Here is a 26,081-nt window from a genome sequence, read left to right on the forward strand (position 1 = left end):
CAATTCGCATACAAATCCTAAGTCTCTATATTACGTTTTAAATTAGTAATTATTATATTTCAAAAAAGAGTTACCTTAAATTAGCAATGCCCTAACCAAGCGCAGGGGTTACAGCTTGAGGGAGAGCGACTTCAGGGACCTGGAGCTGAAGCTCAGGCTTGACTCTGACTCCGCAGGTGTCAGCAGGATTGACTTTGAGGACGGCCTTGTCATCTACTCCGCCCTGTTCACCCACCTGAGCGGGGCCTCCGGGGCCAAGGTCCTTGACCTGGGCTCAGCCATGGGTTACTCAACCCTCTGGATATCCAAGGCCCTTGAGGACTCATGCACGGGCGAGTGCGACGTCATAGCTGTCGAGCTCAGGGGCGACAGGGTCAAGGCCGCCCAGGAGTTCTTTAAGGGCGTCAAGCTTGAGAAGGCCAAGGTGTCGTTTATTGAGGGCAACGCGGTCAACGTGCTTGAGGGGGTTGATGATGAGGGTATAGACGCCGCCTTTGTAGACGTCCACGTGAGCCTTTACCCAAGGGTCGCTGAGCTCATGCTTAGGAAGCTTAAGAGGGGAGGCCTCGTCCTGTTCCACAACGCCATAAGGCCCCCGCCGCCCGCCGAGACCTTCCAGCAGCTCAGCAGCGCCGGCTGGAGGTACGCCGTAGTGCCCACGCTGGAGGGCATACTGATAGCCAGAAGGCCCTAGGCCAGGGCCATAAGCGAGTAGGCCCCGGCGGCCAGCATAACGGCTGAGAGGGCCAGGAGGAGGATGCCGTACCTCCTGCCTGGGAGCCTCCTGCCCTGATGGCCAAGGCCCGAGAGCAGGGTGAGCCATGCGTAGTCCATCCAGACGTGGCTTGGGTACATTATTGAGTAACCCACCACGAGGCCCATAGTAGACGCGGCCTCCACCAGCAGGAGACCCACCGTGAGCCACCACAGGAGGAAGAAGGGGTTGAGGGCCGTGAGGGCAAGCCCAGTAATGTATGGGGTTGAGGCAATAGAGGCTCTTGCCTCTGGGTCCCTGCCCCTGAGCATCCTTATGCCGTCAACCGCCGTTATAGCGGAGAAGTAAGCTATGAAGGCCCCGAGCACGCCTCCAAGGAAGTACCTGACGAGACTTATGCTGAGGACCCACCTGAGCTCATAGGCGGCTAGGCCTATTGCTATGACGAAGGGGAGCTCAAAGGTCATGTGGCCGGCGGCCATCTTAATTCCTGCCCTCCAGGAGTGCCTGGCACCGTTGACCACCGCCGCAGCTGAGAGGGGCCCAGGCGAGAGGGCCCCGCTCGCTGAGAGGGCCACAGTGAGGCCTATGAGCTGGAGCGCCTGCAGCTCCTGCACCCCTGCTAGTGGGAAAGGTCTTCTATATAATCCTGCGCTCCTAAAGGTTTCCGCAGACGACGTCCCCGCCCATTATAGCAGCTATGACCTTCAGGTCCTTGTCGAGGACTACTACATCACCCTTCATGCCGGCCCTCAGCTCGCCAACGCCATCCTTCACGTGGGCCCCTATTGACATAGCTGGGTTCTGGGTGGCAGCGCCTACAGCATCGGAGACGTTAGTCACAACCCTGTAAAGGTTAGCCATGTCGGTCTCCAGGGTTGAGGCGCTACCGGCCAGCGTGTCAGAGCCCCTGATCCACGCCGCCCCGCCCCTCTTGACCACGCTGAGGCCCCAGAACGAGTACTCCCCATCAGGCAGCCCTGCGGCCGGAGTTGCGTCTGAGACTAGTACCAGCCTGTGGGGTCCAACGACCCTGTATGCCAGGAGCACCGCTTCAGGGGACACGTGGATCATGTCACCTATTAGCTCAACGTAGGCATCGCTGAGAAGCGCCGCCCCCACCGTGCCCGGCTCCCTGTGGTGGAAGGGCCTCATGGCGTCGAAGAGGTGCGTGAACTTAGTGGCTCCGGCCCTGAGGGCCTCCATGGCCTGAGAGAACGTGGCGTCAGTGTGGCCCAGCTGGACTGTAACCCCGCTGGACGACAGCAGCCTTATAGCGTCAATGGCGCCCGGCAGCTCAGGCGCTATTGTGACCTCCCTTATTACCCCGCCGCACTCAGCGAGTAGCTCCTTGATCTCGCCGAGCTCTGGGGTCCTGAGGTTAGCCGCGAGGTGGGCGCCACGCCTTCTAGGGCTTATGTAAGGCCCCTCGAGGTGAAGCCCTAGGGCCCTGGCCGCACCCCTTGGCCTAGACTCGATGAAGTCAACCAGGGCTCTGCACGCCCTCTTTATATCATCGGGCGGAAGGCTGACGGTGGTCGGCACAAAGGACGTCACGCCCCTGCACGCGAGGAACTTGGCCATCCCCTCCAGGTCCTTTGACGTCAGGTCCATAACGTCATAGCCGCCCGCGCCGTGTATGTGCACGTCCACAAGCCCTGGGGCCACCAAGTAGCCCCTTAAGTTAATGTCGTCGGCCCCCTGCCCTGTGGGCTCAGGGCCTACCTCTGTCACTGTTCCATTAACGATCCTCACGAAGCCGTCAGGTATGACCTCCCGTGGTGTTACTAGCACTGCGTGCCTTAGGGTTAAGCTGCCCATGGACAGAGGCCTCCTTTATAGCTCCCGCGGCCCAGGTTACTTGGTGGAAACTTGGGAGGAATATTCGCGTTCGCCTGCAGGTCGCGAAGGGACGGCTCAGCAATACTTGAGGGGCTGAGAAGGTTAACCTACAGGGGCTATGACAGCGTCGGCGTCGCATTTCTGGACGACAGGCTTGAGGTTAAGAAGGCCATGGGACCTGCGGACAGAAATGCTGGGCTCTTCTCGTTTACGTCGCGCGTGGCCCTGGGCCATACAAGGTATGCAACCAGGGGGTGGCCAACCATTGAGAACGCCCACCCAATACTTGACTGCACGAGAAGCGTGGCGGTCGTCATGGACGGGGTTATAGATAATTATGAGCAGCTCCGCTCCTCACTGGCCTCCAGGGGGCACAGGCTTGTAACCACGACTGACACTGAAGTAGTGCCGCACCTGCTTGAGGAGGGCAAGGGCCCCAGGGACCTGCTGGGCGCTCTTCATGGCACATTCTCAGTGGCCTACGTGAGGTCGGGCGACGAGAGGGTCTGGTTCATACAGGTAGGCCAGCCCCTGGTGGTAGGCAAGGGGCAGGACTGCCTGTACTTGGCCAGCGACCTGCCAAGCCTCTACGGCTTCGCCGATGAGGCCATAATAGTGCCTGAGGGCTCCTATGGCTACATATCCGCCTCAGGCGAGTTCTCAATCTTCAGCGCCGATGGGAGCCCCCTGCAGCAGCTCACCTCCAAGAGGGTCAAGTACGAGCCGGGGTCCCTTGACAAGGCAGGCTACCCGCACTACATGCTTAAGGAGATCTATGAGATTCCTGAGGCCCTCGAGAGGACCATCCACTCGCTGATGGACAAGTACCTGAGGCTCTCAGGCATGATACTCTACGGCGCCAGGAGGACGTTCATAATAGGCAACGGGACCAGCCTCCACGCAGGGATGGTGTCGGCCTACTACTTCTCGTCACTTGGAGGCATTAACATAGACGTGGTCAGCGCGGCGGAGTTCCCCTACTACGCCCTTGACAGCGTCGGAACGGGCACGGTGGTGCTGGCGGTCAGCCAGAGCGGCGAGACAAGCGACGTCATAAGGAGCGTTAAGATGGCTAAACAGAGGGGGGCTGTAATAGTCGGGGTCACCAACGTCTTGGGCTCAAGGCTCGCGCTGGAGTCCAACGTCTACCTTCCAATAGGCGCTGGGCCTGAGCTCGCAGTGCCAGCAACCAAGACCTTCACGTCGACCCTGGTCGCCCTCATGCTCCTGGCAGCCTACGTAGGCCTCACTGCGGGCAGGCTCTCCCAGGCGGAGCTCAACGAGCTTTACAATGACGTGAGGTCCTTCTCCAAGTCCCTGGCGGAGAGCATGCAGATCATAGACGCGGCCGCGTCAAAGATAGCGGGGGAGCTGAGGGACTCCAGGGACGCCTACGTGGTGAGCAGCGGCATAACATACCCCGTGGCGCTGGAGGGGGCTCTCAAGCTCAAGGAGGCCGCGATGCTTCACGCCGAGGGCGTTCAGCTGGGAGAGCTGAGGCATGGCCCTATGGTGTTGGCTAGGGGCAACTACCCAATAATAGTTATTAAGCCCAGGGAGGAGGCGGCCGAGGAGCTTTACTCAAGGGTCATGTCGGAGCTGAGGGCTAGGGAGGCCAAGGTAATAGAGGTCTCTGACTCCCCGCAGGCCGCCCTCCAAGCGCCCCGCGCAGTGAGGCCTGAGCTCTATCCAATAGCCGCAGTTGTGCCGCTTCAGCTACTTGCATATAGGGTCGGCTTTGAGAAGGGCCTGCCTATAGACTCGCCGCCCGGCTTGGCCAAGGCCATAACCACGTGAACAGCTCGCTGTACACATTTTATTATCAATCAATGTCTATTTTTACTGATTCATTAATACGAATAACTGTTTAAAAGTGCTGAAACAGTACACACCGATTGGGAGAGAAAAATGTCAACCATAAGGAGTGAGAACAGGAGCTCTGCCAGGATAGTTAGGTCCCCGCACGGCCAACAGGACTCCCTGCAGATCAGCTTTCTAGTGCAGAGCGGCCTCTACAGGTTCACAAGGTAATCTTTTCCTCTTCGTGTTAGAAAAGCTTCCCAGGGTTGAGTATGCCCTTCGGGTCAAAGGCTGCCTTGATGGACCTCATAAGTTCGAGCTGCCTGTCGCCGACTGCCTTCCTCAGCGCCTCCCTCTTTATTATGCCTATGCCGTGCTCCGCGCTCACGGCCCCTCCCAACCTCAGGGCTATATCAACCACGTCGTCAAACCACTGTAGGGCCATCCTGCTAGACTCGGGGTCCGTTGGGTCGAAGCCTATAGCAGGGTGCAGGTTGCCGTCGCCTATATGGCCTCCCAGGGACGAGGTTAGGCCATACTTGTCGTCAAGGGCCCTGAGCTCCCTTATGGCCTCAGGCACCCTGGAAGGGGGCACCACTATGTCCTCTATGAACAGCTGGAACGGCCTCCCAGGCCTCCTGAACATGTTAACCTGGGCTGGAAACAGGGACCTCCTGAGCTGGTAGAGGGGCTCGGCATCCTTATCGTTGTCCGCCGTGTAGACGCTCCTGGCCCCTGAGGACCTCATTACATTCTCAAGCCACCTTAGGTGCCTCTCCGAGCTCTCAGGCGTGCTCTCAAGGCTCACCAGGAACATGTTTCCGCTGGCCTCAAACGGGAGGCTCACGGCCTGCGAGGCGAGCTTAACTGTTGGCGCATCCATGAACTCAGCTATGTATGGCTGCACCCTGCTGGTCTTAATGGCCATGTAGGCCTTCATCAGCGAATCTATGTCATCAAAGAACGCCAGCGCCGTCACAACCTTCTCGGGCAGAGGCGCTATCCTGAGGGTAGCCCTTGTCACAACCGCCAGGGTGCCCTCGCTGCCAACTATAAGCCTAACCAGGTCATAGCCCTCCCTGCACTTAACCGTACGGCACCCCAGCCAGATCCTCGTGCCGGACTCGTCCGCCAGCACTACCTCAAGGCCGTTGACCCAGTCTCTCATGGTGCCATACTTTGCTCCCCTCATGCCGCCTGCGCCGTTGTTTATCGCCCCTCCCACGGTGGCCACCGCCTGGCTCGCTGGATCGACGGGGAACATGTAGCCGACCTTTGATAGCTCGACGTTCAGCTCGTCTATCCTGACGCCCGGCTCAACGTCAACGACGGAGTCCGCCAGGCTAACGTCAAGTATTGAAGACATCCTCTCGAGGCTAAGCACGAGCCCTCCCTTTACAGGCACAGCGTTGCCTGAGAGGCTACTTGAGCTTCCCTGAGGGTATATAGGGACGTCGTAGGAGTAACTTATGGCTAAGACCCTGCTTACCTCCTCAGGCGTCGACGGGAACACAACAGCGCTGGCCTGATGCGCCAGCCCGTCCGGCTCCCTCGAGTACAGAGCCACCACGTTAGGGTCAGTTATTATCTTATCCTCACCCAGCTCACCCCTCAGAAGCTTGACGGCCTCGCTTACCCTGTCCTCCAATGGCCGCACCACGTATCTTAGGCTTATAATGGCAATAAGCCTAGCGCCTTAGGGAGGTAACTTTGGGCCTGACCGGAGCTGATATTATGAGGCTCGTAGACCACACCATCCTTAAGCCTTACTCCACGAGGGACGACGTCATGAAAGTTTTTCAGGAGGCTGTCAGCTTTGGCTGCTACTCCATCTGTGTGAACCCTGTCTACGTGAGCTTCGTCAGGAGCCTTGTGGACGACTCAGGGGCCAACCTGAGGGTCTGCTCTGTCATAGACTTCCCATTTGGAGCCATGGACACGGAGTCCAGGGTTAACGCGGTAGTCAGGGCTGCGGCCAATGGAGCAGATGAGGTGGACGTAGTGGCGCCCATCACATTAGTCAAGTCAGGTCGGTGGGCCGAGGTCTCCAGGGACCTGAAGAGGGTGGTCAGGGCGGCCCACGACGAGGGCCTTGTAATAAAGGTCATTGTGGAGGACGCCTACACGACGAGGGACGAGAAGCTTAAACTCTACGAGATGGTGGCCACGTCAGGGGCCGACTTCATAAAGACCAGCACTGGCTTTGAGGACAAGGAGTACACGTCTTCAATAGGTAACAGGCCAGGGGCCCAGACCGACAACGTAAGGCTTATGGTAGAGGTTGCTAACAAGTACAACCCCTCCCTTGGGATAAAGGCGGCCGGCGGCATAAGGACCCTGAGGCAGGTCCAAGAGCTACTTGAGGCCTCTGGAAGGCCCCCAGACCCCTCAAGGTTTAGGATTGGCACGAGCGCGGCGGCCTTGATATGGAGGGACGTCAGCTCAGCCATGGCTTAATCCTTTAGCTATCTAGGCTTCCCCCTCACAGCTTTAATTAGCAGCGGGGCAGCCGCCATGGCCACGTCATCTATCATTGAGGCCCCAACAGCCCCTGCGAGCCCGGCCAGGGAGGCCTGGTGTTGCATTGCCAGCGCCCACGCCAGGGAGACAAGAAAAACCAGACCCTGAACTACATACATAAGCCTACCCGACTTCCGTCGTTCCAACTCTGGAGGATCACCCACTTACCTTTATACTTGTTTAGCACAGGCTAAAAAGTTTAACTGAGCTTAAAGAATTATGGTGTCGTCGCTCAGGATCCTGACGCCCTTGGACCAGCTCCCTCTCTTTGAAAGCGCACCGACCCTGAGCAGTTCCTCCACAGCCTTAGTTAGCTGGGGGAGGCTTGCGCCTAGCCTGTCCACAAGCCCCCATATAGTGCCGCTGGCCGCCTTGACGTCCTCTTTACCTATTATACCTCTTGAGATAAGCTCTGGAGCAACGGAGACGAAGATCGCCTTGATGTAGTCCTCAGGGCCTATGGAGTTCAAGGCCTCCACATAGTACTTGCCCAACGGCCTCAGCTCGCTCTCGCTTAGCAGCCCCTCCTTTAGTAGCGTTACAGCCATCGGCCAAGCTGTCACCCTGACCTGTATGCTGCTCGATGAGAGCAGCGAGAGGAGCCTTGCCCTGCTGGCTATTACTCTGGCTCTCACGTAGTCCATTGACAGGTTTTTAATGGCCTCGCCCCACGCCTTAATGGCTATGCTGTCGTCCTGGTAGTCCAGTAGCTCCAGGTAGCTTGGAATCTCCAACGTGGGAGTCCCATAGTTCTACAAGGCAATGAATCCTTTAAAACTAATGTATTAATTAATTTAGTTTATAATAATTAGTTTATAAAAAGTTGACGCTCCCTCAAGGCAGCGGTCTATAGGAAGGCCTTGTTGGCATCGCCGACAGGGAGTCGGTCGACTTCATCCTCACGTCATAGCCTTTTAAGGTCCACCACAGGGCCCCGGCCAGCCCAATGAGCTCCATGGCAAGTCCATAGAGCGCGAAGTCGAGCTCTGAGAAGCTGTAAGTGACGTAGGTAGACGCTGTGTACGCGGTCATCGCCACTGCCCTCACGGAGCCCACCATGAAGGCCCTCCTGTCTGTCGGGAAGAGCAGCGGCTCATATATAGTCCTGGCAAACCAGGTGAATGTTATGAAGAACAGATTAGAGAACGTCAGGGCGTAGAATATGGTAGCGTTGTTAAGGCCTAGAGCTATGTAGAGCAGCACCGGTATAAAGCTAAGCGACGCCAGCGCGAACGACAGCAGACTGTAACTCTTAGTGTTGATTCTCTCTATGAAAAGCGGAACCACCAGGCCTGCCATTGAAGCGCCCAGGTTAGCATAAAACATCACCAGGTAGAGCTGCGGCGGCTTGAAGTAGTAGTCTGCCAGCACAAAAGCCATGAGTGACCACGTCAGGTAGTTCGCGATGCTCCAGGAGGTGAGCACGAGGAACCTTGACTTCATGCCCAGCCTGTTGTTAACATCCTCAACCTTCACGTCAGGGTCCTCGGTGAAGTTGGCCCTCTCAGCCTCCTTCCTGGCTGCGCTGGCCAGTCCCTTGGTAGTTAGCCACCTTATGGACTCAGGCATCATGAGCCTAATTACGATGGCTGCTATAAGGCCTCCCATGGCTATGCCAACTATCGAGAGCGCGTCCACGACCGGGGCGTGAGGGCCTAGGAAGTATGCCAAGTATATAGCCGCCGCGCCCACGGCTGCCCCTATGTTCTCAAAGTTAGGGCTTATGATCAGGCTCTTCTGCCTCCACTTGACAGGCATTATCTCCGCCAGAAGCGCCAGCCCTACGGGCACCTCACCCTCAACGCCTATCATGGAGAGCGCGTAGGCCGCCAGGAATATTATCATCTGCCAGGTGCCCGGTTTAAGCATCAACAGGTCAAGAGCTATTATCGCGCTTCCTACGCCATAAAGGCTCATGGTTATTATGTACATGCTCTTCCTACCGAGGGACCTGTCCGAAAGCCATGAAAGTATTAGGTCGCCCAGCAGTGGCGCTGCGGCCACAACCACTATGTAGTAGATGTTGTTATAGCTCGGGTAGACAGAGTACGCGAGGGCGTTAATTATGCCCCATATGAAGAAGCCCACAGCTGTTGACGCAAATATTAGCGTGTGAGCCCTCCCCCAGCGGGCCCTGTCTATTAGGCCTCCAAGGTCCTCGGGCAACTCTCGCCACCATTAAGAACAACTGTTCTCAATTATTTAAAAGCATTCTTAGCGCACAGATGCCCACTAAAAGTCCTGCCGTTTACCTAAGCAAGCGCGTGTCCGGCCTCAATAAGGACCTACTCTTATAAAAGTATTGAGTGCATGTTACCAGTGGCGATTTCCGGTGCTGGAGGTAGTCCTAGGGAGCTCGAGATACTATGCCTGTGAGGTCTGCGGCATGATATATGCCGACAGCGACACCGCCAGGAGCTGTGAGTCGTGGTGTTCAGCCCACGGATCCTGCAACATGGAGATAACAAAGAAGGCCATAGGCAAGATTAGGAGGGCTGGGCTGAGGCTGCGGTAAGCAGAGATAGCCGTTTTTCTTCAAGCACCTGAAGTTCCTCTGGGACCCAGAGTGCCCGACAAGTATGTGACCGTTGGAGGAGTCAGGGTTCACTACATAGAGGAGGGCTCCGGCACCCCCGTTGTCATGATGCCCGGCGCCGCCTACAACGCCAGGACATGGGTGCAGGTAGGCCTCGTTAAGGCAGTAGCTGATGCCGGGTTCAGGGCCGTATCCGTTGACCCCCCTGGCCAGGGCGAGACCCCCCAGGGCAAGTATGGCTTCGGGGGAGGCCTGAAGTTTCTGGAGGACTTCCTGCCCATGGTCAACTTCAACGCAGGGGTGCTGCTTGGCGCGAGCCTTGGAGGCAACACCGTTGCCACATACGCGCTGGCCCACCCCGACAAGGTGCTTGGCCTGGTCCTGGTGGGCGCTGTGGACCTCGTGAGGCACGGGCCTCAGTTCAAGGTGCTTACAGGCAAACCAATACTGCTGATATGGGGCAAGCACGATGACGTGTCTCCGATAGACAACGCCGAAGCTGTAATGAGTAGGGTTAACACTGCTGAGCTGGTCAGAATAGGCGAGAGGCACGCCTGCTACCTTGATGACCCCCAGGGCTTCGTGCAGACGGTGGTAGAGTTCCTGAGGAGCAGGGTAGCTCAGGCCTGAGCCTTTTAAGTTTTTGTTCCTGGAATATCCTTTAGCCCTCTCAGCCCCAGGGCTTCCTGGCTGAGTTCTGGTGCCAGAAAGGGCTGAGCTACTGCAGGTAAAGGAAGACAAACATGGGAAGCTCGGCCTCCGGGAGCTCTTCTTCCTCTCATTTGGAGGCCAGGCGCCGCTTATATCGCTGCTCACGTTTGGAACCGCAATGGTTATACTTGCGCGGGAGGCCGCGCCCCTGGCCATGCTCATAGCAACTGCGGTGGTCAGCATAAATGGCCTCGTGGTTTACTTCATGAGCAGGAGGTTTAAGAGGGGAGGGGGCTACTACGTCTACGCCTACTACTCCTTAACTCCAAACCTTGGCCTTAACACGGGTTGGACGTACCTGGCTTATGCAGTAGCCTACGGCGGCACCCTGCTCACCGGAGGCGCCTACGTGCTCCAGCAGGGAGTTGGCGATATATTGCCCCAGTGGGCACTCGCGCTTCTCCTGAGCTCCGCGGCAGCTATCGTAGTAATGCTGGGCATAAGGTACTCAGCCAAGTACGCCGAGGCCTTCTCCATAGTTGAGATGGCAATAATTGTGTCGCTCTCTGTAATCTTCCTCGGGGACTCGGGCTGGAGGCTCTACAACCCGTTTAGCTTCAGATTGAGCTCGACGCTCCTCGCGGCCACCCTCCTGGGACTTGGAATACCGACGGGCTACGGCTCCATAGCGCCCCTTGGCAACGACGCGGAGCCCAGGAACATAGGCAAGGCTGCCGTCATGGTTGTCCTCTACGGTGGCTCGCTGGCCTCCCTCTTCCTGTACTCGCTTGAAGCCATGAAGTTCTCAGGGAACCTGGTTAGGTACTCTCTTCACAGGTTTGGCCTCTACAGCCTGATCCCCCTGACCATCATAGCGATAAATGATGGCGCCCTCGGAGGCGTCTCCTATATGCTTGCGCTCTCGAGGACTATAGAGGCCATAGCGTTGGACGGCTACATGCCGAAGGCGCTGTCAGCCAGGGTGAGGGGCAGGCCTCTCTACGCTGAGGCCATGGCAGCTGCCCTCTTCGTTACAGTCCTCACGCTCCTTGCCTACAGCTTCGGGCTCTTCTACACGTTTGTGGCCCTTGGCTCCCTCGCAGGCATGTTTAACCTGTTCATACACTCCTCAGCTAACTTCTCCTTGGCTAGGCTCTCGGCCAAGAGGGCCCTCAAGCACCTGCATGAGCTCATAATAGGGCTTGCCGGCGGCCTCCTCAGCGTATTCGTGCTCCTCTACTCGCTTCCCAGCGTCAACAAGTACGTGGTTTACGTCTTCATGGGGTGGATAATCCTTGGCTTCTTCTATGCCGAGATACTAGACATGCTCGGAGGCGGGCAGCCCGGAAGTCGGTCAATCTCAAGGGGTCCCGTAAGAAGGTACCTGAGCCGCGCTCGCAGGTGAACACTTATAACTTCCGCCTGTTACCCACTTCTGTGGGAGGTGAAGGAACTAAGACATATAGAAAAAAGTTCCGGCCTCCTAAACTTTTATGTAAATGTTTTTGACGTTCAGGGCTGCACCCCTCACCCCTTAGCTTTCTCCTTTGCCTCCTTCATTAGCTGCCTTAGCATGTAGTGCAGTATCCCTCCATGCTTTATGTACTCGACCTCTATGGGCGTGTCAACCCTTGCCTTGGCCTTAAACTCTATCACCCTGCCGTCTGGCTTCACCGCCCTTATGGTCAGTATCTTGCCTGGGGTCAGGTCAGAGAGCCCTATTATATCATAGGTTTCGCTGCCGTCAAGCCCCAGCTCGTCAGGGCCCTCGTTAGGCATGAACTCTATGGGAACTATTCCCATGCCTACCAGGTTGCTCCTGTGAATTCTCTCGAAGCTCTTAGCTATGACTGCTTTGACGCCGAGTAGGTAGGGTCCCTTGGCCGCCCAGTCCCTGCTGCTCCCCATGCCGTACTGGCTCCTGCCCAGTACTATGACGGATATGCCTGCCTCCTTGTACTTCATCGCTGCGTCGAACACGTGCATGACTTCCTTGGTAGGCCAGTATATGGTGTAGCCTCCAGTCCTGTCAGGGGTCAGCAGGTTCTTGAACTTGGGGTTGTCAAAGGTGCACCTCATCATTACCTCGTGGTTGCCTCTCCTGCTCCCGCACGTGTTGAGCTCCTCAGGCTTCACTCCCAGGCTGAGCAGGTACTGGCCTGCCTTTGATGTTGGGCTTATGGCGCCTGCCGGGCTTATGTGGTCAGTGCTTATCCTGTCCGGGGCATAGATTAGCACCCTCGCTCCCTTTATGTCCTTAAGTGGCTCAGGGTTCTCGCTCATTCCCTCGAAGAACGGGGGCCTCTTGAGGTAGGTGCTCTTGGGATCCCACTGGAACGTTGGCGTGGCTGGCGCCTCAAGCTTCACCCACTCCTCCGTCCCCTCAAATACGTCGCTGTACTTCTCCTGGAACTCCTTCGGGTCAAGGGCTCCCTGAACATACTTGGCCACCTCCTCAGCCGAGGGCCATATGTCCTTCAGGTAAACAGGCTCGCCGTTGGGGTCGTAGCCTATGGGCTCCTTGTCGAAGTCTATATCTATCCTGCCGGCTATGGCGTACGCAACCACCAGGGGCGGCGAGGCCAGGAAGGCGCCCGTGGCGAGCGGGTGTATCCTTCCCTCGAAGTTCCTGTTACCACTGAGCACCGCAGCCGTGTAGACCTTCTCAGACCTTACGAAGTCCTCGACCTCCTTCCTCAGAGGCCCAGTGTTGCCTATGCAGACCGTGCAGCCGTAGCCAGTTATGTGGAACCCCAGCGCCTCAAGGTAAGGCATGAGGCCAAGCCTTGTGAGGTACTCGGTGACCACCCTGCTTCCCGGGGCGTTGCTTGTCTTGACCCACGGCTTCGTCCTTAGGCCGCGCTGGACTGCGTTCCTGGCCAGGAGGCCGGCTGCTATCATGTTAGTTGGGTTGCTCGTGTTGGTACAGCTGGTTATGGCTGCAATTATTACCATGCCATCGCCCACTTCGTAGGTCTCGCCGTCTATAGTGAGCTTCGAGACCTTCCTCTGCCTGCCCTGGGACTTGACGTATGACTCTAATATGGCGTTAAGCTGCTGCTTGGCGGCGCTCAGGGGTATCCTGTCCTCGGGGTGGGCTGGGCCAGCTATGGCTGGCTCTATCTTGCTCAGGTCCACCTCTATAAGCTGACTGTAGGAAGGCTGTGGGGCGTTCTCGTCGTACCAGAGGCCCACCCTCTTAGCGTACTCCTCCACAAAGCTCACGTGCCTCGGATCCCTTCCGCTCATGGCCAGGTAGCTTATGGTTATATCATCTATTGGGAAGTAACCCATGGTGGCCCCGTACTCTGGCGCCATGTTAGCTATGGTAGCCCTGTCAGGGACACTCAGGTACTTCAGGCCTGGGCCAAAGAACTCAACAAACTTGCCCACGACGTTTGCCTTCCTCAGGGTCTCGGTTATGTAGAGCACTATGTCCGTTGGCGTGACGCCCTCCTTTGGCTTGCCCACGAGCTTAACTCCAACCACAGGCGGTACCAACATATAGTATGGCTGGCCAAGGAGTACAGCCTCCGCCTCTATGCCTCCAACTCCCCAGCCAAGCACCCCGAGGCCATTTATCATAGTCGTGTGGCTATCAGTGCCAAGGACGCTGTCAGGGTAGGCGGTGAGGCCCCTGCGCTTGTCATTACCTATCCAGACAACCTTGGCCAGGTACTCAAGGTTGACCTGATGAATTATTCCCTTGCCAGGAGGCACGACCCTCAGGTTCTGGAAGGACTTCTGCGCCCACTTGAGGAACCTGTACCTCTCCGAGTTCCTCTCAAACTCCTTCTCCATGTTCTTCTTCAGGGCCAGGCTAGTGCCATAGTAGTCAACCTGGACGCTATGATCAATGACCAGGTCAACCGGTATGAGAGGGTTGACCATGTTAGGGTCATACCCCATCTGGGCGAACTGGTCCCTCATGGCAGCCAGGTCCACTATGGCCGGAACTCCCGTGAGGTCCTGCATTATCACCCTCGCAGGCAGGAGAGGTATCTCAACCTTCCCTGCGTTCTCCTTCCAGTTAAATATGGTCTTAAGGTCCTCGTCCCTCACCACGAAGCCGTCATAGTTCCTCACTATGTTCTCCAGCAAGATCCTTATCGAGTAGGGCATCTCGCTGACCTTTACTAGGCCCTTCTCCTCGAGCTTGCGGAGGTTCACTATTGTCACTGGGCCTGCGTATGAGTCCATCTTTTCAAAGGCCACGCTTATGTCCTGTGCGCTCAAACTTCAGTCCCCTCCTAACCTAAGCATCTGGATTTTTAGCTATTGCATCTAGGCGTGAACTTACAGGCCCAGGACATGAGGGCGGCCGTAATAGGGGCCGGCTTCTCAGGGCTCATGTTCGCCCTGTCGCTGGCCCAGAGCGGAGTGAACGTTGACCTATACGAGGAGCATAGCAGGGTCGGCTACCCCGAGCACTGCACAGGGCTCATATCCAAGGCTACCCAGGAGATGATAGGTCGCCCTGCCCTGAGCTCCGAGCTGGGAACCATAGAGAGCTTCGTCATAGCCGGCCCCAGGCTGTCCCTTAGGCTCAGGGCCTCGCAGCCCATAGTAAAGCTTGACCGCGTGAGGCTTGAGGAGCTTATGCTTGAGGAGGCCGAGGCCGAGGGGGTGAAATTCGTGAAGGGGGCCAGGGCTAGGCCCCTACCCTCGGGCGAGGTACTTCCCTCAGGCAGGAGCTATGATGTAGTTGTGCTAGCAGAGGGCTTTAACGGCCGCCTGAGGAAAGCCTTAGGCATAGGGTTCTCGGGGCAGCCCCTCTTCGGGGTCAACGCAGAGTTTGAGGCTGGCGGAAGCGATGACTTTGTGGCTAAGTTCGACAGGACCACGTCAAACGGCTTCTTCTCGTGGAGGGTCTCCCTCAGCGACCTCACCATAATAGGCACTGCCTCGAGGGACCCAAGGCCCCTCGGAAGGCTGCTGGAGGAGTCCATGAGGGTTCACGGGGCCGAGGGGAGGCCACTGAAGACCTACGGGGGGCCCATATTAACTGGCCCAATGCCGAGGAAGGTGAGGCTAGGCAAGGTAATAACGGTTGGCGACGCTGCCTCGATGAATAAGCCGCTCACCGGCGGAGGCCTTTACCCCTCAGCGGCCGCCGCCAGGAAGGCTCAGGCCCTGATTAATGGCGGGGCTGAACCCGCTGACGCTGTAGAGAGCGCCGTGTTGAACGTACTTAAGAGCCTGAGGAGGACCTACAGGCTCTCCAGGCTGCTTCACGATAGGCCAGAGGCCGTTGACGTTCTTATTAGGGCCGCCACGGACTCAGGCCTTGCGGGGAGGGTATCAGGCAGGGTTGACTATGACCTTCATGAGAGCCTCCTCAGGGAGTCAATTAAGTCGTGGAGGTTTTACCTGGCTGCAGCCGATGCAGTAAAGATTAGCCCCATGACTTCACTTAGGCTTCTGGCGTCAATCCTTGCAGATATGGTCTAACTGCTGACCTGTTGGTCAGCAAGCTTTCCTATGGACTTAATAACTAGGTCCAGCGCCTGCTCGAGGCTACTTGGCTGAACTTCAAGCGAGACCACGTTGTTGCCCCTCTGGCTCTTCCCGCCCACGTTAAGCCCCCTTGAGCGGAGCTCCTCTATGAGGGGCTTGGCCTGGGCGAGACCCCTGACGTAGATCCTGCCCGTGGATCCCTCCTCTATAGAGTAAACTACCACTACCTTGCCGGCGTTCTCCCTGGCAAGCTCCCTGGCTAGCATGCCCGTTATCTTATACTTGGTTGTAACCCCGAAGGTCAGCACCCTTCCGTTGAGCTCTTCCCTCCTTAAGGCGGAGGAGCGGGCCCTCCTCAGCTCCTCCTCTACCGCCTCCCTTGCGTTGGTCATCCGGGGGTCGCTCATTATGGCCTCACACGGGTCTGCCCCGCCATAAGCTAGGGAGTAGGCAAGACCATCAATTACGTCCTTAAGCCTTGCCGCCTCCGCCGCCCATATCTGCATGGCACAGTTCCTTATCAGGTCGGAGTCCTCCTTAACGTCGAGCCCTACTTCCTCCATATACTCCCTGTAGACCCTGTTATTAACCGCCTCATCCCATAGGTCGCCATATATGCTCATGGCAACCAGCATGGGGTCATAGAAGCCTAGGGCGTCAGCTATTACATGAGCCGCGCTGGGCCAGAGGCCATTGGGGTCACCCTCAGCTGCAGGGTTATAGTAATAGAAGTTCGAGACCCTTGGATAAGTGGTCGTGTGGTGATCCACGGCAACCACGGGCCTTCCTCCCGAGGCCGCCACAATTGACGCGTAGACCTCTGGAGAGACGTCATAATCTAGAACAAGGATCACGTCCTTGCTGGCCGCCAGCTTAGACACCTGCCCCATAAAGTCCCTCTGGGGCCTGTAGGTGAAGGGCGGCACCATGAAAACAGCCCCTGGCCCCACGAACTGAGCCACGGTCACCGCGGACGCTATGCCATCAACGTCCCAGTGATGTATTATCAGGGGCTCCGCATTAGCTAGCAGTGACGCCAGGGAGTTCCTGCTGAGGCTCATTAGTCGCACCCTGAGCTGCAGAGCTGGAGCACGTAGTCGGCTATCTCCCTCGCCTTCGTCTCAGCGTCAGGGTCCTCGGACCTCCTCAGTATAACCTCTATGTTGTCAACCAGCGACTTCATGCTATTACCCTGAGGCCCTTCCCTGACGGCCGCCTGAACGAATGTCTCTAGTTCCATTAACGTGAATGGGTCCGCGTAAGCGTTGTACTTGGTGAATGCCTTCCTGAGCGCGTCGTGAACCCTCAAGCCAGCTCCCTAAGCTCTAGGTGGAGGGGGAGGAAAAATGGGTGCACCTAGGCCTCTCCCTTTATCTTAGAGTTGACCACTACATTCCTTATGGCAGTTACAGGATACTGGCCCTTCTCATCCTTTTCATACGCTTTGACCATGTCCCATATGGCCAGGAGGCCGGCCATGACGCCTGCTAGGGCGTCCATCTCAACGCCCGTCTCAGCCTTGGTCCTGACTGTTACCTTCAGCTTGACGCTGTTTTCAGTGTAGTCAAAGCTTACGTCAACGCCAGTTATCGGTATCGGGTGAGCCAGTGGTATAATTTTCGACGAGTCCTTGGCGGCCATTATGGCGGCCACGGAGGCAACGGCCTCCACGTTGCCCTTCTCGACGCGGCCCTCCCTGATCCTCCTAACGGTCTCAGGCCTAAGCACTATCTCGCCGGAGGCCGTGGCCTCCCTGTAAACTACGGGCTTATTAGTGACGTCAACCATGTGGGCCATTGAGGTCACCTAATGAGACCTACACGCTTGAAGTTAAATCAACTTGCATAAACCTAGAGGCTCTCCAGCTGCTTCAGGACCTCGCTGAGGCCGCTGACCCTGGGATCCCTAAGGTCAACCATAAACATCCTAAGCCTCCCGTACCTCCTCTCCTGAACTATGCCCATCTTAACCAGCTCCTCAAGGTGCTTCTCCACGAGCCTGTGGTTGAGCCCGGACTCCCTCACTATCCTCGTTATGTTGGCCTGACCCTCGCTCAGGAGCACCTTCAGTACCTTCACCCTGCCCCTGCTGGAGAGCAGGTCCTCTACCTTCAAGTCCTAACACCTCAGGGCGAGACCTTTGGGCCTCCTACCCTGTCCATTATTATGGACTCAACTACCTCCCTGAGCCTGTCCGCAGGTATCTCGGGCGGAAGCCTCACCATAGTTGTCCTACCCCTCTGAGGCAGGTTTGTCACCCTGGACTCAAGGAGGCCCAGGTTTGAGAGGTCCTTGAGGTACTCGTAGAACTGGGTGTGCTTCCTTGGCTCCTCGCCGTAGGCCCTGGCAAGGCTCTCATATTCGCCCTTTATTTCCCCGGTGGAGAGCCAGCCTCCCTTGGTTGCTATAAGTGTTGAGATCGCCAACAGTATGAGTAGCTCGTGTATGTTCAAAGACCTCATGACGTCCAGCGGAACGTTTGATATGGCGTCGGTGCTTATGGCTCTCCTCACGTGCTCCTCCGTTATCCTGATGGCCCCCTCGGCTTCTGCCATCTCGGCCGCCATCCTAAGCGCAAGTATAGCCCTCCTGGCGCTGCCATCGCCTCCCTTAGTCTCGGAGTAGCCATAGTAATCGGCTATCATGTCAATTATGTCATGGCTCCACGCGCTGTCCGCAAGGCCCAGGGCGGCCCGCTGCTCAAGTATGGCCCTCAGCTCGTCGGCCGTGTAAGGTTTCAGATATACTTTGAAACCTATCTGTGACTCTACCTGCGGTATCCTCTCCTTCATGTAGCTGAGTACCTTGAAGTCCTGTGAGACCAGGAGGAAGTTGAGCCTGTTTACGTTATCCTTAGGGGGTATCTCCTCATAAACCCTTAGCAGCATATAGAGGTCCTCGTTGCTGACCCTGGTTGACATTAGGAGCGACTGAAACTCGTCTAGGACCACGAGGGCGTATGAGTCCTTTATGTAAAGGTAGTCCGTTATCGCCTTAAGCATCTCTATAGCAGCGGTACCTCTCACTGGCACGTTTATGTTGAGCTCTGAGACTATGCCAGAAAGTATCTGGTGTACGCTGGGGGCGCCATAGACGTTTATGTAGACAGGTCTGAGGTTGACGCCCCTTCTCTTCAGGTGCTCCTCGAGGGCGTGGGCCACGTACTTTGCCAGCGTGGTCTTGCCTATGCCAACCCTTCCTATGGAACCATATATTACTGTTATGTCGGTAGCCCCCGGGCCCTCGCTGAACCTAGACATGTACCTGTTCAGCAGCATCTCCGCCTCTTTGTCCCTAACGGGCAGTATGTTGGGTACGTAAGTCTCCTCAAACACCCTCCTGTCAGTAAATATTTTCCCTCCCATCAAGGCCTGTCCTCCGGTCGGCTAGGGTACTTTCATACCTTCTATTAACGGAAGAGAAGCTGAACTTATTAAGGGAATCGGCGAGCCCCGCCCGAGCGCCTCACTAGTACCCCCTTCAGGGTAATACCGGAATCAGGACGGCGCAGTGAGGCCCACAGCTGCGCCACTCTCCAAGTGATATCAGAAAACAGCTCCTAACACTTTCTAATACAATCTTAAGGTTGGCCTCTCTGCCCTGAAGCAACACCCCAGCGCTTCTCAGAATCTTCTTGATATCATCCTCACTAACCTTGCCTTTAAGGGGCACCCTTACCTTGAACTCCAGGCCAGCCGAAAGCCCCTGAGGTATAAGCCTCGCTATCGCATCGCCCAGCTTTTCAAGCGTCGAGCATGCTAGCACCGGGACTACCCTGGCTATGAAGGCATGTTGATACAGCAGGAACTGCCTTGCGATCTCGTTAGGGCTGAGGCTTGAGTAGACCTCCACAACCCCCCTGTACCCTGTGGCCTCAAACTTAGCCGAGGGGTCCCTCGCGACCACGGTATCCATGAGCTCCTCAAGTGCCCAGGAGTCCCTCCCTGGAAGTGAGGTGACCACTAGCCTTGGGCACCTGTCACAGTAGCTGAGGGGCAGTAGCTCCTCAGGGGACACTCCGAGCACCTTGGGTTTCTGGCCGTGCAGTAGGCCCTGCCGAAGGCTATTAATAGCCTGTGGGCCTCATCAGACCTCTCGGGCCCGAAGAAGTTAAGCAGGGCCCTTGAGACCTCCTCATAACTTGCCCCCTTCCTTGCTAGCCCCCACCTGGCTGCTATCCTCTTGGCGTGGGTGTCCACCGCAAACCTGGGCGCCTTTCTGTAGAGCGAGAGGAACACGTCAACAGTCTTCGAGCCGACGCCCCTTATTGAGAGCAATGCCCTCTCGACCTCATTGATATCGCCGTGCTCAAGGAAGTCGACGCCCTTCTCAAGAGTTAGCCTGGCCAACTCCCTTATAGCGTTGGCCTTCTGCCTAACCATTCCAGCCCTCCTGATCACCCTCTCCAGTCCATCGCCTAGGGCGAGTATCCTGGCCGGGTCCAGGCCCGTGGCCCTTTTGAGGTCATCATACGCGGCTATAGAGTTCCTGTCGTTTGAGTTCTGGCTTAATATTATTGCAACCAGGAGGGCGAAGGGACCGTCAGGAAGGCTGTGAAGCGCCGTGAAATCCTCCTGCCTTATGACGACGCTCTTCTTAAGTATATTGTAGACGGTGACGCCATCCGCAGATATGACCTTCTGCCCATTTCCCAAGGCTGTCCCCTTAGCTTTGTCTAAGTTAAGGTTTTAACTTTAAGGAGCACCTGGCAGTTGAGAGTCATGATAGAGCTGATAGTGCAGCCCGTGGGCAGGACCAGGCCTGAGGATGCGATCTTCGTGAGCTCTGAGATAGTGAAGCATTTTCCAGTAAAGTTAAAGGCCATGCCGTCCATGTGGTCGCTTCAGCCCCCTGCGTCAACTTATGACTGGAGCAGGATGCAGTACAGGGCCGACGAGATCAACTCATGGCTTCACAGAAACCTTGAGCCCCTCCTTAAGAGCGGAAGGTTGGCCCTGGGCCTTGTGGGAGCTGACGCTTACGTGCCTGGCCTCAACTACGTCTTTGGCCTCGCGGACCCAAACCTTGGAGTTGCCACCGTCTACACCGCAAGGCTTGAGTCCGAAGATCATAACAAGTACATAGAAAGGCTCCTCAAGGAGTCCATCCACGAGGTTGGTCACCTCCTTGGCCTTGGGCACTGCAGTAACAGGTTGTGCGTCATGTCGTTCAGTAACTCGCTGAGCGACGTCGACTTTAAGTCTGCCGACTTCTGCGATGACTGTAAGTTCAAGCTTAGGTCCCTTCACCCCTCGGACTAGATGTCCACCACGAAGCGGAGCCTCCAGCAGCCGTCCTCCTCAGTAAACTCCATCTGAGAGTAGGTCATGGCCTTTACTATGGTTCTCTGCTCATGTCTTGACGGGTCAAACTTCTCGCCCCAGACTCTGGCCACAAGCCTAGTGCCGTCGTCGCTCAGGTCGCACACCCTAAATATGCTGAAGACCAGGCCGTCAGCGTCAGTGTTCACCAGGAGCTGCTCGATCCACCTGTAAACAGTATTGTAGAGATCCATTCCGTTAACCTCTATGTCTACATGCGTTAGAGGCCTGACCTTTGAAGTGTCAGTCATTATTTCGTAGACTGCCAGCCCTGCCTGCTCCAGGGCCTCCTCCCTGGTCCTTCCCCTGGCCTCTATGAGTACGTCAGCCGTGTGGTCCAGAAAGTCATAGCCAGGGCACCCCTGCAACCTCTCACCCTGCGCAGGTTTATTACTTTGCTACAAATGTAAAAGGCTTTAGAGGAACGGGCTTGGCTGAGGCCCTAAACATAGTTGGAGCAGGTCCCGCGGGCGCCGCTGCAGCTTATGCTGCCTCAAAGCTTGGCTTTAAGGCCGTGGTCTACGAGGCCAACCCAAGGCCTGCAGTTAAACCGTGCGGAAGGGGCATACCTACGCTCTCCAACTTGCCCTTTGAGGTTCCCAGGGAAAGGGTTATAGCTGACATAAGGGGTGCCGTCCTTTACGTTGATGGAGTTAAGTCGGTTGAGGTCAGAGATACCGTCAGGGGGTACATAGTTGACAAGGAGGGCATGATACGTGACGTAATAGCTTCCTCCGGGGCGGAGCTCTACACGTCGTCGCCCTACAACGCGTCCAACGGCACGGTTAAGGTGAACGGCCAGGTTAGGGACGTCAGGACAGGCCTCCTGGCTGGCGGCGTTGCCTTCTACGAGGGTGAGAAGATCTACGGAGTCCAGGCTATAGTCAGGGCGCCTAACCTTGAATCCATGGATTACCTTTACATAGACTTTGACACAAACCTGATAGGCTACTACTGGATATTCCCAGCCGAGGAGGGGGTTGAAGTTGGTGTTGGAGGCTTTGAGTCCCCCCAGAGGCTCAGGGAGCTCCTGGAAAGGTACATTGAGAAGCATAAGGAGCTCCTGGGCAGCTATTCCGTGCTCTCAATCTCGGGGGCCCCCATAGCGGTGGGAGGAGTGTCAACGGGAAGCGTCAGAGGCCTCTTCAAAGTCGGCGAGGCCGCCGGCTTCGTGCTCCCTTTGACTGGGGAGGGGATTAGACCCTCAGCCATATCCGGCTATGAGGCCGCCAAGGCCTACCTTACAGGCCTCGACGTTAATAACACACTTGAGTCCCTTAACATATCGAGGGTAATTAGGGTCCACAGGTCCATACTCAAGGCGCTTAAGGGCATGAGTCCGGAGAGGAGGAGGGAGTTCATGTTTGAGATCCCCGCAGCCGTTCATGAGGAGGTGGCCCTGGGCACCATGAATATGAGTAGGATAGTGAAAGCCCTAGCCTCAAAGCCCCTGCTAGCGGCTAAGATAATGAAGTATATTATGATTAGCTGACGGCAACGTAGCCTGAAGTCCGGCCGGTGAGAGAGCCTTGAGGAGGCAGGCGACCCCTGTAGTCGACGAAAGGGACCTCCAGCTCATAAGATACCTAGAGGAGGACGGAAGGATGCCGTGGAGCGAGATAGCGTCTAAGATGGAGGTCAGCGAGGCTACTGTCTACCTGAGGGTCAAGAAGCTAATCAACGAGGGGGTCATAAGGGGGTTCACGGTAAACGTCGAGCCATCAAAGCTTGGCCTTGAGGTCTCTGCCTATTTCCTGGTAAAGGCCAGAGCTGACAGCCTCAGCAAGGTCAGGGAGCTTCTCAGAAGCCTCGACTATGTGGCTGAGGCGTACGAGGTCAGCGGGCCTTACAACTTCCTTATCAAAGTGTTAGCGCCGACGCAGAGGGACCTCTCTGTAGCATTAGATGGCATAGCATCCGCGCCTGGAGTTGTGGAGGTCTCGTCAATAATGGTAATAAGCGAGCTGAAGAGAACCACGAGCGTTGCCAGCATCTACGAGAGCTGGTCAGAAAAGTCTAAAAGCTAATCTAACAGCGAGCTAGAGGGCTTCAGGCTTGTCAAGCCGCGATATAACGATATACTTCCACCCCTCCTGTGAGACAAGCTACGAAGTGATAACTGGACTCCGTAAGGCTGGGATCCTGGATAAGGTTAGGCTGGTGAGGGTAAGCTCCCTTGAGGCTGTCAAGCTAGGGGTTCTCAGCGTGCCCTGGATAACGGTTGGCAGCGCGCCCGCGGCGACCGACCCAGTGAGCGCCGAGGAAGTTATCGAAATGGTTAACGGCTCAAGGATAGACGTAGGGGATCCCGTTGAGGCGTTCATGAACGCGGTCCTTCACAGTTCCCTGGCGTCAGCAGTCGCCATCCTTCACGGCTCCCTAGTCCCCGTGGCCCTCAGGGAGCTGGCCAGTGCTGCCGTGAGGTCCCCAGTGAGCGGCGTTAGGCCAGAAGAGGTCATAGATGAAGTAGTTAGAGGGGACAGGGAGCTGTTTACAAACTGGCGTGAGAAGCTGAGGAGGGCGCTCTCAGTAAGCTTTGTCAGAGAGCTCTACTGGGCCTCCGGCGGCGCCCTGACGCCTCAACACGTCAGGGAGCTCTCAAGGCCTGAGGTAGTAGGCCTGTGGCTGCTTGGCAAGGGTAGCTTTGGGAGGTCAGCGCTACCCTATAATCCCAAAGGCTCTGCGGCTGAGGACATAGAGTGGATCGCCGGGTTCGTCTCAAGGACTGCCAGCGGGCTGCTGGAGAAGGTTAGGGAGGAGCAGGAGGGCATATACTCTGACAAAGAATACATGAAGGTAGTTAACTCGGCTAGCGAGGCAAAGGAGCTCTAGGAGCTACCCCTCGGCCTCCCTGAAGTCAAAGCCGTCAGCCTTTAGGGCCTGCAGCGCCTCGGGCACGGCGTCTGGATCTGGAGCCTCAACAAGCACCTCCACCATGGCGTAACCTGGGACTAGGCTCGGCGAGAATCTGTCGTGCCTTATGTCTATTACGTTGAACCTGGCGTCAGCGAGCTTCCTCAGGACCCTGTCAAGGTAGCCCGGCTGGTCAGGCACTGTGCCCACGAGCTTTATCAACCTCTTAGTCCTGAAGAGCTCGTAGTTAATTATGTTGGCCAGCCTCGTCAGGTCAACGTTGCCCCCACTTATGAGGGCGACTACCCTCTTACCCTTTACGTTGACCTTGCCCTCAAGTATTGCCGCCAGGGAGGCGGCCCCCGCGCCCTCGGCGAGGGTCTTGCCCCTCTCCAGCAGGAGGAACATGGCCCTGGCGACCTCCCTGTCATCAACTGTAACAACGTCATCTACGAGGTCCCTTATCAGTTCAAAGGTGAGCTTGCCTGCAGTCTTCACTATGAGGCCGTCCATCAGCCCTGAGACGGCGCCAGTTATATTGACCGGCTTGCCCTCCTTGAGGCTCATAGAGTACTTGGGCAGGTAGGAGGGCTCAACGCCTATTACTTTTACCTTGTTGCCGAGCCTCTTCTTAAGAACCACGGCGTTGCCTGATATGAGGCCTCCGCCGCCTATTGGAATAACTACCACGTCCGGCGGCTCGCTCATCTGCTCAAGCAGCTCAAGCGATATAGTCCCTTGGCCAGCTATAACAGCAGGGTCGTCGTAGGGGTGTATCAGCGTGGCCCCTGTCTGCTCGACTATCTCGTAGGCCTTCTTCATGGACTCATCTATTACGTTTCCATAGAGCACCACCTCAGCCCCATAGGACCTCGTGGCAAGTATCTTGGAGAGTGGAGCTACAAGTGGCATCACTATGGTCGCTTTGACTCCCAGCAGCTTCGCTGCAAAAGCCACCCCCTGAGCGTGGTTTCCAGCGCTGGCGGCCACCACCCCTTTCTTGGCAGCGTCGCCCAGGGTCCACATCTTGTAGTAGGCCCCCCTAACTTTGAAGGAGCCAGTCTTCTGCAGGTTCTCCAGCTTAAGGTAGACCTCCCCGCCCGTCATAGACGAGAACGTTGAGCTCAGGTCAAGGGGGTCTCATGTATAAGGCCTTTGAGCACGTCCCTGGCCCTTAGGGCGTTCTGGTAAATCTCATCTACTAGGCCGCTTTCCAAAGCTTGACACCACGACTTGACGTGTATACAGAGTTATAAAAGGTGCGCGTCAAGCCACGCTAAGCGAGACAAAGACTAGGCTCCTGTACTTACTTATAACAGTTAGGAACTCATCAACGCTTAGCTCCCCTATGCCCTCCGCGCTGTAGTCGCCCCTTAGCATTATCTCTGCCAGTCTCCTCTGCCACCTGTTACCAACCACTATATACTTGGCCACGCCCGACTCCGTTCTCACATAGTAAAGCAGCAGGGGTACCATCATGAAGTCCCAGAAGTACTCAGGCACCTGAGAAAGAAGCCTGAGGACTTCGTCCTTATCAAACTCATGCACCGTGCCGTCGTTAAGAGTTATGTAATCAACGTCCTTCAGCTCTCGCAGCCTCACCTGCTTGCTCGGCCAGGAGGCCTGGAGCCTCCTGACTTCTTCGGTATACATCCTGGCTATGTGCCTTGCAGGCCCCTCCTCAGAGCCCACTTCAGCCCCTCCTGTATATGGCGTAAACCATTGCGTGGTCCTTATCAAAGGGATCCAGGTGAACTACGTCCTTTATTTCAAAGCCTCCCTCTGCCAGGGTTCTCATCTCCTTAAGGTAGACCTCGCTCGGCTCGCTGGTAACGTCCACGCTCCTTGCCTTTATCGCTAACAACAGGTAGCCTCCATCCTCAAGGAATAGCTTGGCGTTCCTCACCACTATGTCAGCTTGCTCAGGCTGGGCTACGTCAGCATAAAGCCCTCTCGTGGCACCAACAAGGTGCCTGTACTTGACGGGCTCCCTGGCGTCCGCCAGAATGGGCAATATGTTCCTTCTATCAGACACTATCTGGAGCAGGTCCCTTATTACCCTTGGCGAGAACTCTATTCCGTATATCAGGCCCTTGGGACCTATGATATCGCTTATGTGGCTTGCCGTGGTGCCGCTCGCTATGCCAAGGTAAAGTATTTTGTCGCCCTCCCTTATAGGCAGCTCCTGAAGGCCCTTGAGCAGCGCGGCCGCAAGCTTACTGCGGTATACGTTCCACTCCCTGTACTCAACGCCTTCATAAGAGTAAAGGTGCTCCCCGTAGACTCTCTGACCTGGAACCAGGTTCTTCGTGGCTAGCCTTAAGCTGCCGTCGTCCAACTCGACTACATACACGTTCTTCCAAGACTGGTGCTCGTACACGCGCACT

30 protein-coding genes are annotated in these 26,081 nt (G+C 56.5%); 12 read left to right on the forward strand and 18 right to left on the reverse strand.

The features are described from left to right. The first annotated feature begins 115 nt into the window (after positions 1-115). Positions 116-694, forward strand: a complete 579-nt coding sequence (locus ACZ5GQ_RS04415; RefSeq protein WP_498855976.1) for an O-methyltransferase — start codon at positions 116-118, stop codon at positions 692-694. On the opposite strand, the gene ACZ5GQ_RS04420 is transcribed toward ACZ5GQ_RS04415, so the two are convergent. Together ACZ5GQ_RS04420 and nagA are read right to left on the reverse strand one after the other, a co-directional pair. Beyond that, on the reverse strand, positions 691-1,332 hold the full coding sequence (locus ACZ5GQ_RS04420) for a LysE family translocator (protein WP_498855977.1): 642 nt from the start codon (positions 1,330-1,332) through the stop codon (positions 691-693). The two genes, ACZ5GQ_RS04415 and ACZ5GQ_RS04420, sit on opposite strands and share 4 nt — an antisense overlap. Before the next feature lie 40 nt (positions 1,333-1,372). Further along, positions 1,373-2,536, reverse strand: coding sequence for an N-acetylglucosamine-6-phosphate deacetylase (nagA, locus tag ACZ5GQ_RS04425; protein WP_498855978.1), 1,164 nt, complete (start codon positions 2,534-2,536; stop codon positions 1,373-1,375). Between the two features lie 51 nt (positions 2,537-2,587). On the opposite strand from nagA, the gene glmS reads away from it, so the two are divergent. Together glmS and ACZ5GQ_RS04435 are read left to right on the forward strand one after the other, a co-directional pair. Continuing rightward, positions 2,588-4,354 carry a glutamine--fructose-6-phosphate aminotransferase gene (gene glmS, locus ACZ5GQ_RS04430; RefSeq protein WP_498855979.1) on the forward strand — a complete coding sequence of 589 codons (1,767 nt, stop codon included), beginning with the start codon at positions 2,588-2,590 and terminating at the stop codon, positions 4,352-4,354. A 111-nt stretch (positions 4,355-4,465) separates the two neighbouring features. Further along, positions 4,466-4,588 carry a hypothetical protein gene (locus ACZ5GQ_RS04435; protein ID WP_498855980.1) on the forward strand — a complete coding sequence of 41 codons (123 nt, stop codon included), beginning with the start codon at positions 4,466-4,468 and terminating at the stop codon, positions 4,586-4,588. Positions 4,589-4,604: 16 nt separating this feature from the next. Here the strand turns inward: ACZ5GQ_RS04435 and ACZ5GQ_RS04440 are convergent, their stop codons facing one another. Further along, a complete protein-coding gene (locus ACZ5GQ_RS04440; RefSeq protein WP_498857371.1) occupies positions 4,605-6,014 on the reverse strand; it encodes an FAD-binding oxidoreductase in 1,410 nt (469 codons plus the stop codon). Between the two features lie 53 nt (positions 6,015-6,067). Between ACZ5GQ_RS04440 and deoC the strand changes: the two genes are divergently transcribed. Beyond that, the gene (gene deoC, locus ACZ5GQ_RS04445) at positions 6,068-6,814 is read left to right on the forward strand and encodes a 2-deoxyribose-5-phosphate aldolase (RefSeq protein WP_498855981.1); all 747 of its coding nucleotides are present in this window, start codon (positions 6,068-6,070) and stop codon (positions 6,812-6,814) included. Between the two features lie 8 nt (positions 6,815-6,822). On the opposite strand, the gene ACZ5GQ_RS04450 is transcribed toward deoC, so the two are convergent. The 3 genes from ACZ5GQ_RS04450 to ACZ5GQ_RS04460 all read right to left on the reverse strand — a co-directional run bounded on the left by ACZ5GQ_RS04450 (position 6,823) and on the right by ACZ5GQ_RS04460 (position 9,043). Next, the gene (locus tag ACZ5GQ_RS04450) at positions 6,823-6,996 is read right to left on the reverse strand and encodes a hypothetical protein (protein WP_498855982.1); all 174 of its coding nucleotides are present in this window, start codon (positions 6,994-6,996) and stop codon (positions 6,823-6,825) included. 90 nt (positions 6,997-7,086) lie between these two features. Then, entirely contained in the window at positions 7,087-7,611 is a 525-nt protein-coding gene (locus ACZ5GQ_RS04455) for a hypothetical protein (protein ID WP_498855983.1), read from the reverse strand. 100 nt (positions 7,612-7,711) lie between these two features. After that, positions 7,712-9,043 carry an MFS transporter gene (locus ACZ5GQ_RS04460; protein WP_498855984.1) on the reverse strand — a complete coding sequence of 444 codons (1,332 nt, stop codon included), beginning with the start codon at positions 9,041-9,043 and terminating at the stop codon, positions 7,712-7,714. Between the two features lie 166 nt (positions 9,044-9,209). Between ACZ5GQ_RS04460 and ACZ5GQ_RS04465 the strand changes: the two genes are divergently transcribed. The 3 genes from ACZ5GQ_RS04465 (at position 9,210) to ACZ5GQ_RS04475 (ending at position 11,469) form a co-directional block, all read left to right on the forward strand. Next, positions 9,210-9,392, forward strand: coding sequence for a DUF7128 family protein (locus tag ACZ5GQ_RS04465; RefSeq protein WP_498855985.1), 183 nt, complete (start codon positions 9,210-9,212; stop codon positions 9,390-9,392). Positions 9,393-9,443: 51 nt separating this feature from the next. Then, positions 9,444-10,043, forward strand: coding sequence for an alpha/beta fold hydrolase (locus ACZ5GQ_RS04470; protein WP_498855986.1), 600 nt, complete (start codon positions 9,444-9,446; stop codon positions 10,041-10,043). A gap of 70 nt (positions 10,044-10,113) precedes the next feature. Then, positions 10,114-11,469 carry an APC family permease gene (locus ACZ5GQ_RS04475; protein ID WP_498855987.1) on the forward strand — a complete coding sequence of 452 codons (1,356 nt, stop codon included), beginning with the start codon at positions 10,114-10,116 and terminating at the stop codon, positions 11,467-11,469. A 122-nt stretch (positions 11,470-11,591) separates the two neighbouring features. Here ACZ5GQ_RS04475 and acnA read toward each other — a convergent pair whose 3' ends face one another. Beyond that, positions 11,592-14,264, reverse strand: a complete 2,673-nt coding sequence (acnA, locus tag ACZ5GQ_RS04480; protein ID WP_498857372.1) for an aconitate hydratase AcnA — start codon at positions 14,262-14,264, stop codon at positions 11,592-11,594. 90 nt (positions 14,265-14,354) lie between these two features. Between acnA and ACZ5GQ_RS04485 the strand changes: the two genes are divergently transcribed. Continuing rightward, positions 14,355-15,515, forward strand: coding sequence for an NAD(P)-binding protein (locus tag ACZ5GQ_RS04485; RefSeq protein ID WP_498855988.1), 1,161 nt, complete (start codon positions 14,355-14,357; stop codon positions 15,513-15,515). Here the strand turns inward: ACZ5GQ_RS04485 and ACZ5GQ_RS04490 are convergent. The 7 genes from ACZ5GQ_RS04490 to ACZ5GQ_RS04520 all read right to left on the reverse strand — a co-directional run bounded on the left by ACZ5GQ_RS04490 (position 15,512) and on the right by ACZ5GQ_RS04520 (position 20,175). Continuing rightward, a complete protein-coding gene (locus ACZ5GQ_RS04490) occupies positions 15,512-16,582 on the reverse strand; it encodes a hypothetical protein (RefSeq protein ID WP_498855989.1) in 1,071 nt (356 codons plus the stop codon). The genes ACZ5GQ_RS04485 and ACZ5GQ_RS04490 overlap by 4 nt on opposite strands. Then, on the reverse strand, positions 16,582-16,830 hold the full coding sequence (locus ACZ5GQ_RS04495) for a hypothetical protein (RefSeq protein WP_498855990.1): 249 nt from the start codon (positions 16,828-16,830) through the stop codon (positions 16,582-16,584). Before ACZ5GQ_RS04495 ends, ACZ5GQ_RS04490 begins: the two co-directional genes overlap by 1 nt. 47 nt (positions 16,831-16,877) lie before the next feature. Then, entirely contained in the window at positions 16,878-17,309 is a 432-nt protein-coding gene (moaC, locus tag ACZ5GQ_RS04500; protein ID WP_498857373.1) for a cyclic pyranopterin monophosphate synthase MoaC, read from the reverse strand. Between the two features lie 62 nt (positions 17,310-17,371). After that, complete coding sequence (locus ACZ5GQ_RS04505; RefSeq protein ID WP_498855991.1) at positions 17,372-17,635, reverse strand: helix-turn-helix domain-containing protein; 264 nt, start codon at positions 17,633-17,635, stop codon at positions 17,372-17,374. Between the two features lie 11 nt (positions 17,636-17,646). Continuing rightward, on the reverse strand, positions 17,647-18,885 hold the full coding sequence (locus tag ACZ5GQ_RS04510) for a Cdc6/Cdc18 family protein (RefSeq protein WP_498855992.1): 1,239 nt from the start codon (positions 18,883-18,885) through the stop codon (positions 17,647-17,649). 115 nt (positions 18,886-19,000) lie between these two features. After that, a complete protein-coding gene (locus tag ACZ5GQ_RS04515; RefSeq protein WP_498855993.1) occupies positions 19,001-19,537 on the reverse strand; it encodes a hypothetical protein in 537 nt (178 codons plus the stop codon). Beyond that, positions 19,483-20,175 carry an endonuclease III domain-containing protein gene (locus tag ACZ5GQ_RS04520; protein WP_498855994.1) on the reverse strand — a complete coding sequence of 231 codons (693 nt, stop codon included), beginning with the start codon at positions 20,173-20,175 and terminating at the stop codon, positions 19,483-19,485. Before ACZ5GQ_RS04520 ends, ACZ5GQ_RS04515 begins: the two co-directional genes overlap by 55 nt. A gap of 66 nt (positions 20,176-20,241) precedes the next feature. Here ACZ5GQ_RS04520 and ACZ5GQ_RS04525 point away from each other — a divergent pair, with 66 nt between their 5' ends. Further along, positions 20,242-20,781 carry an archaemetzincin family Zn-dependent metalloprotease gene (locus tag ACZ5GQ_RS04525; protein ID WP_498855995.1) on the forward strand — a complete coding sequence of 180 codons (540 nt, stop codon included), beginning with the start codon at positions 20,242-20,244 and terminating at the stop codon, positions 20,779-20,781. Here the strand turns inward: ACZ5GQ_RS04525 and ACZ5GQ_RS04530 are convergent. Next, positions 20,778-21,209, reverse strand: a complete 432-nt coding sequence (locus tag ACZ5GQ_RS04530) for an archease (RefSeq protein ID WP_498855996.1) — start codon at positions 21,207-21,209, stop codon at positions 20,778-20,780. The two genes, ACZ5GQ_RS04525 and ACZ5GQ_RS04530, sit on opposite strands and share 4 nt — an antisense overlap. A 62-nt stretch (positions 21,210-21,271) precedes the next feature. On the opposite strand from ACZ5GQ_RS04530, the gene ACZ5GQ_RS04535 reads away from it, so the two are divergent. From ACZ5GQ_RS04535 to ACZ5GQ_RS04545, 3 genes are read left to right on the forward strand one after another with little or no spacing between them, the layout of a single operon-like run. After that, a complete protein-coding gene (locus ACZ5GQ_RS04535; protein ID WP_498855997.1) occupies positions 21,272-22,333 on the forward strand; it encodes a geranylgeranyl reductase family protein in 1,062 nt (353 codons plus the stop codon). 37 nt (positions 22,334-22,370) lie between these two features. Beyond that, a complete protein-coding gene (locus ACZ5GQ_RS04540; protein WP_498855998.1) occupies positions 22,371-22,868 on the forward strand; it encodes an Lrp/AsnC family transcriptional regulator in 498 nt (165 codons plus the stop codon). A 28-nt stretch (positions 22,869-22,896) separates the two neighbouring features. After that, positions 22,897-23,673, forward strand: a complete 777-nt coding sequence (locus tag ACZ5GQ_RS04545) for a hypothetical protein (protein WP_498855999.1) — start codon at positions 22,897-22,899, stop codon at positions 23,671-23,673. Positions 23,674-23,676: 3 nt separating this feature from the next. Here the strand turns inward: ACZ5GQ_RS04545 and ilvA are convergent, their stop codons facing one another. The 3 genes from ilvA to ACZ5GQ_RS04560 form a co-directional block, all read right to left on the reverse strand. Further along, positions 23,677-24,801 carry a threonine ammonia-lyase gene (gene ilvA / locus ACZ5GQ_RS04550; RefSeq protein ID WP_498856000.1) on the reverse strand — a complete coding sequence of 375 codons (1,125 nt, stop codon included), beginning with the start codon at positions 24,799-24,801 and terminating at the stop codon, positions 23,677-23,679. A gap of 159 nt (positions 24,802-24,960) precedes the next feature. Beyond that, positions 24,961-25,386 (reverse strand): DUF61 family protein, encoded by a 426-nt coding sequence (locus ACZ5GQ_RS04555; RefSeq protein ID WP_498856001.1) that lies wholly within the window; start codon positions 25,384-25,386, stop codon positions 24,961-24,963. A gap of 1 nt (position 25,387) precedes the next feature. Then, positions 25,388-26,080: a fibrillarin-like rRNA/tRNA 2'-O-methyltransferase gene (locus tag ACZ5GQ_RS04560; protein ID WP_498856002.1), complete on the reverse strand. Its 693-nt coding sequence runs from the start codon at positions 26,078-26,080 to the stop codon at positions 25,388-25,390. Between the last annotated feature and the right edge of the window lies 1 nt (position 26,081).

Source organism: Caldococcus noboribetus (assembly GCF_055389385.1).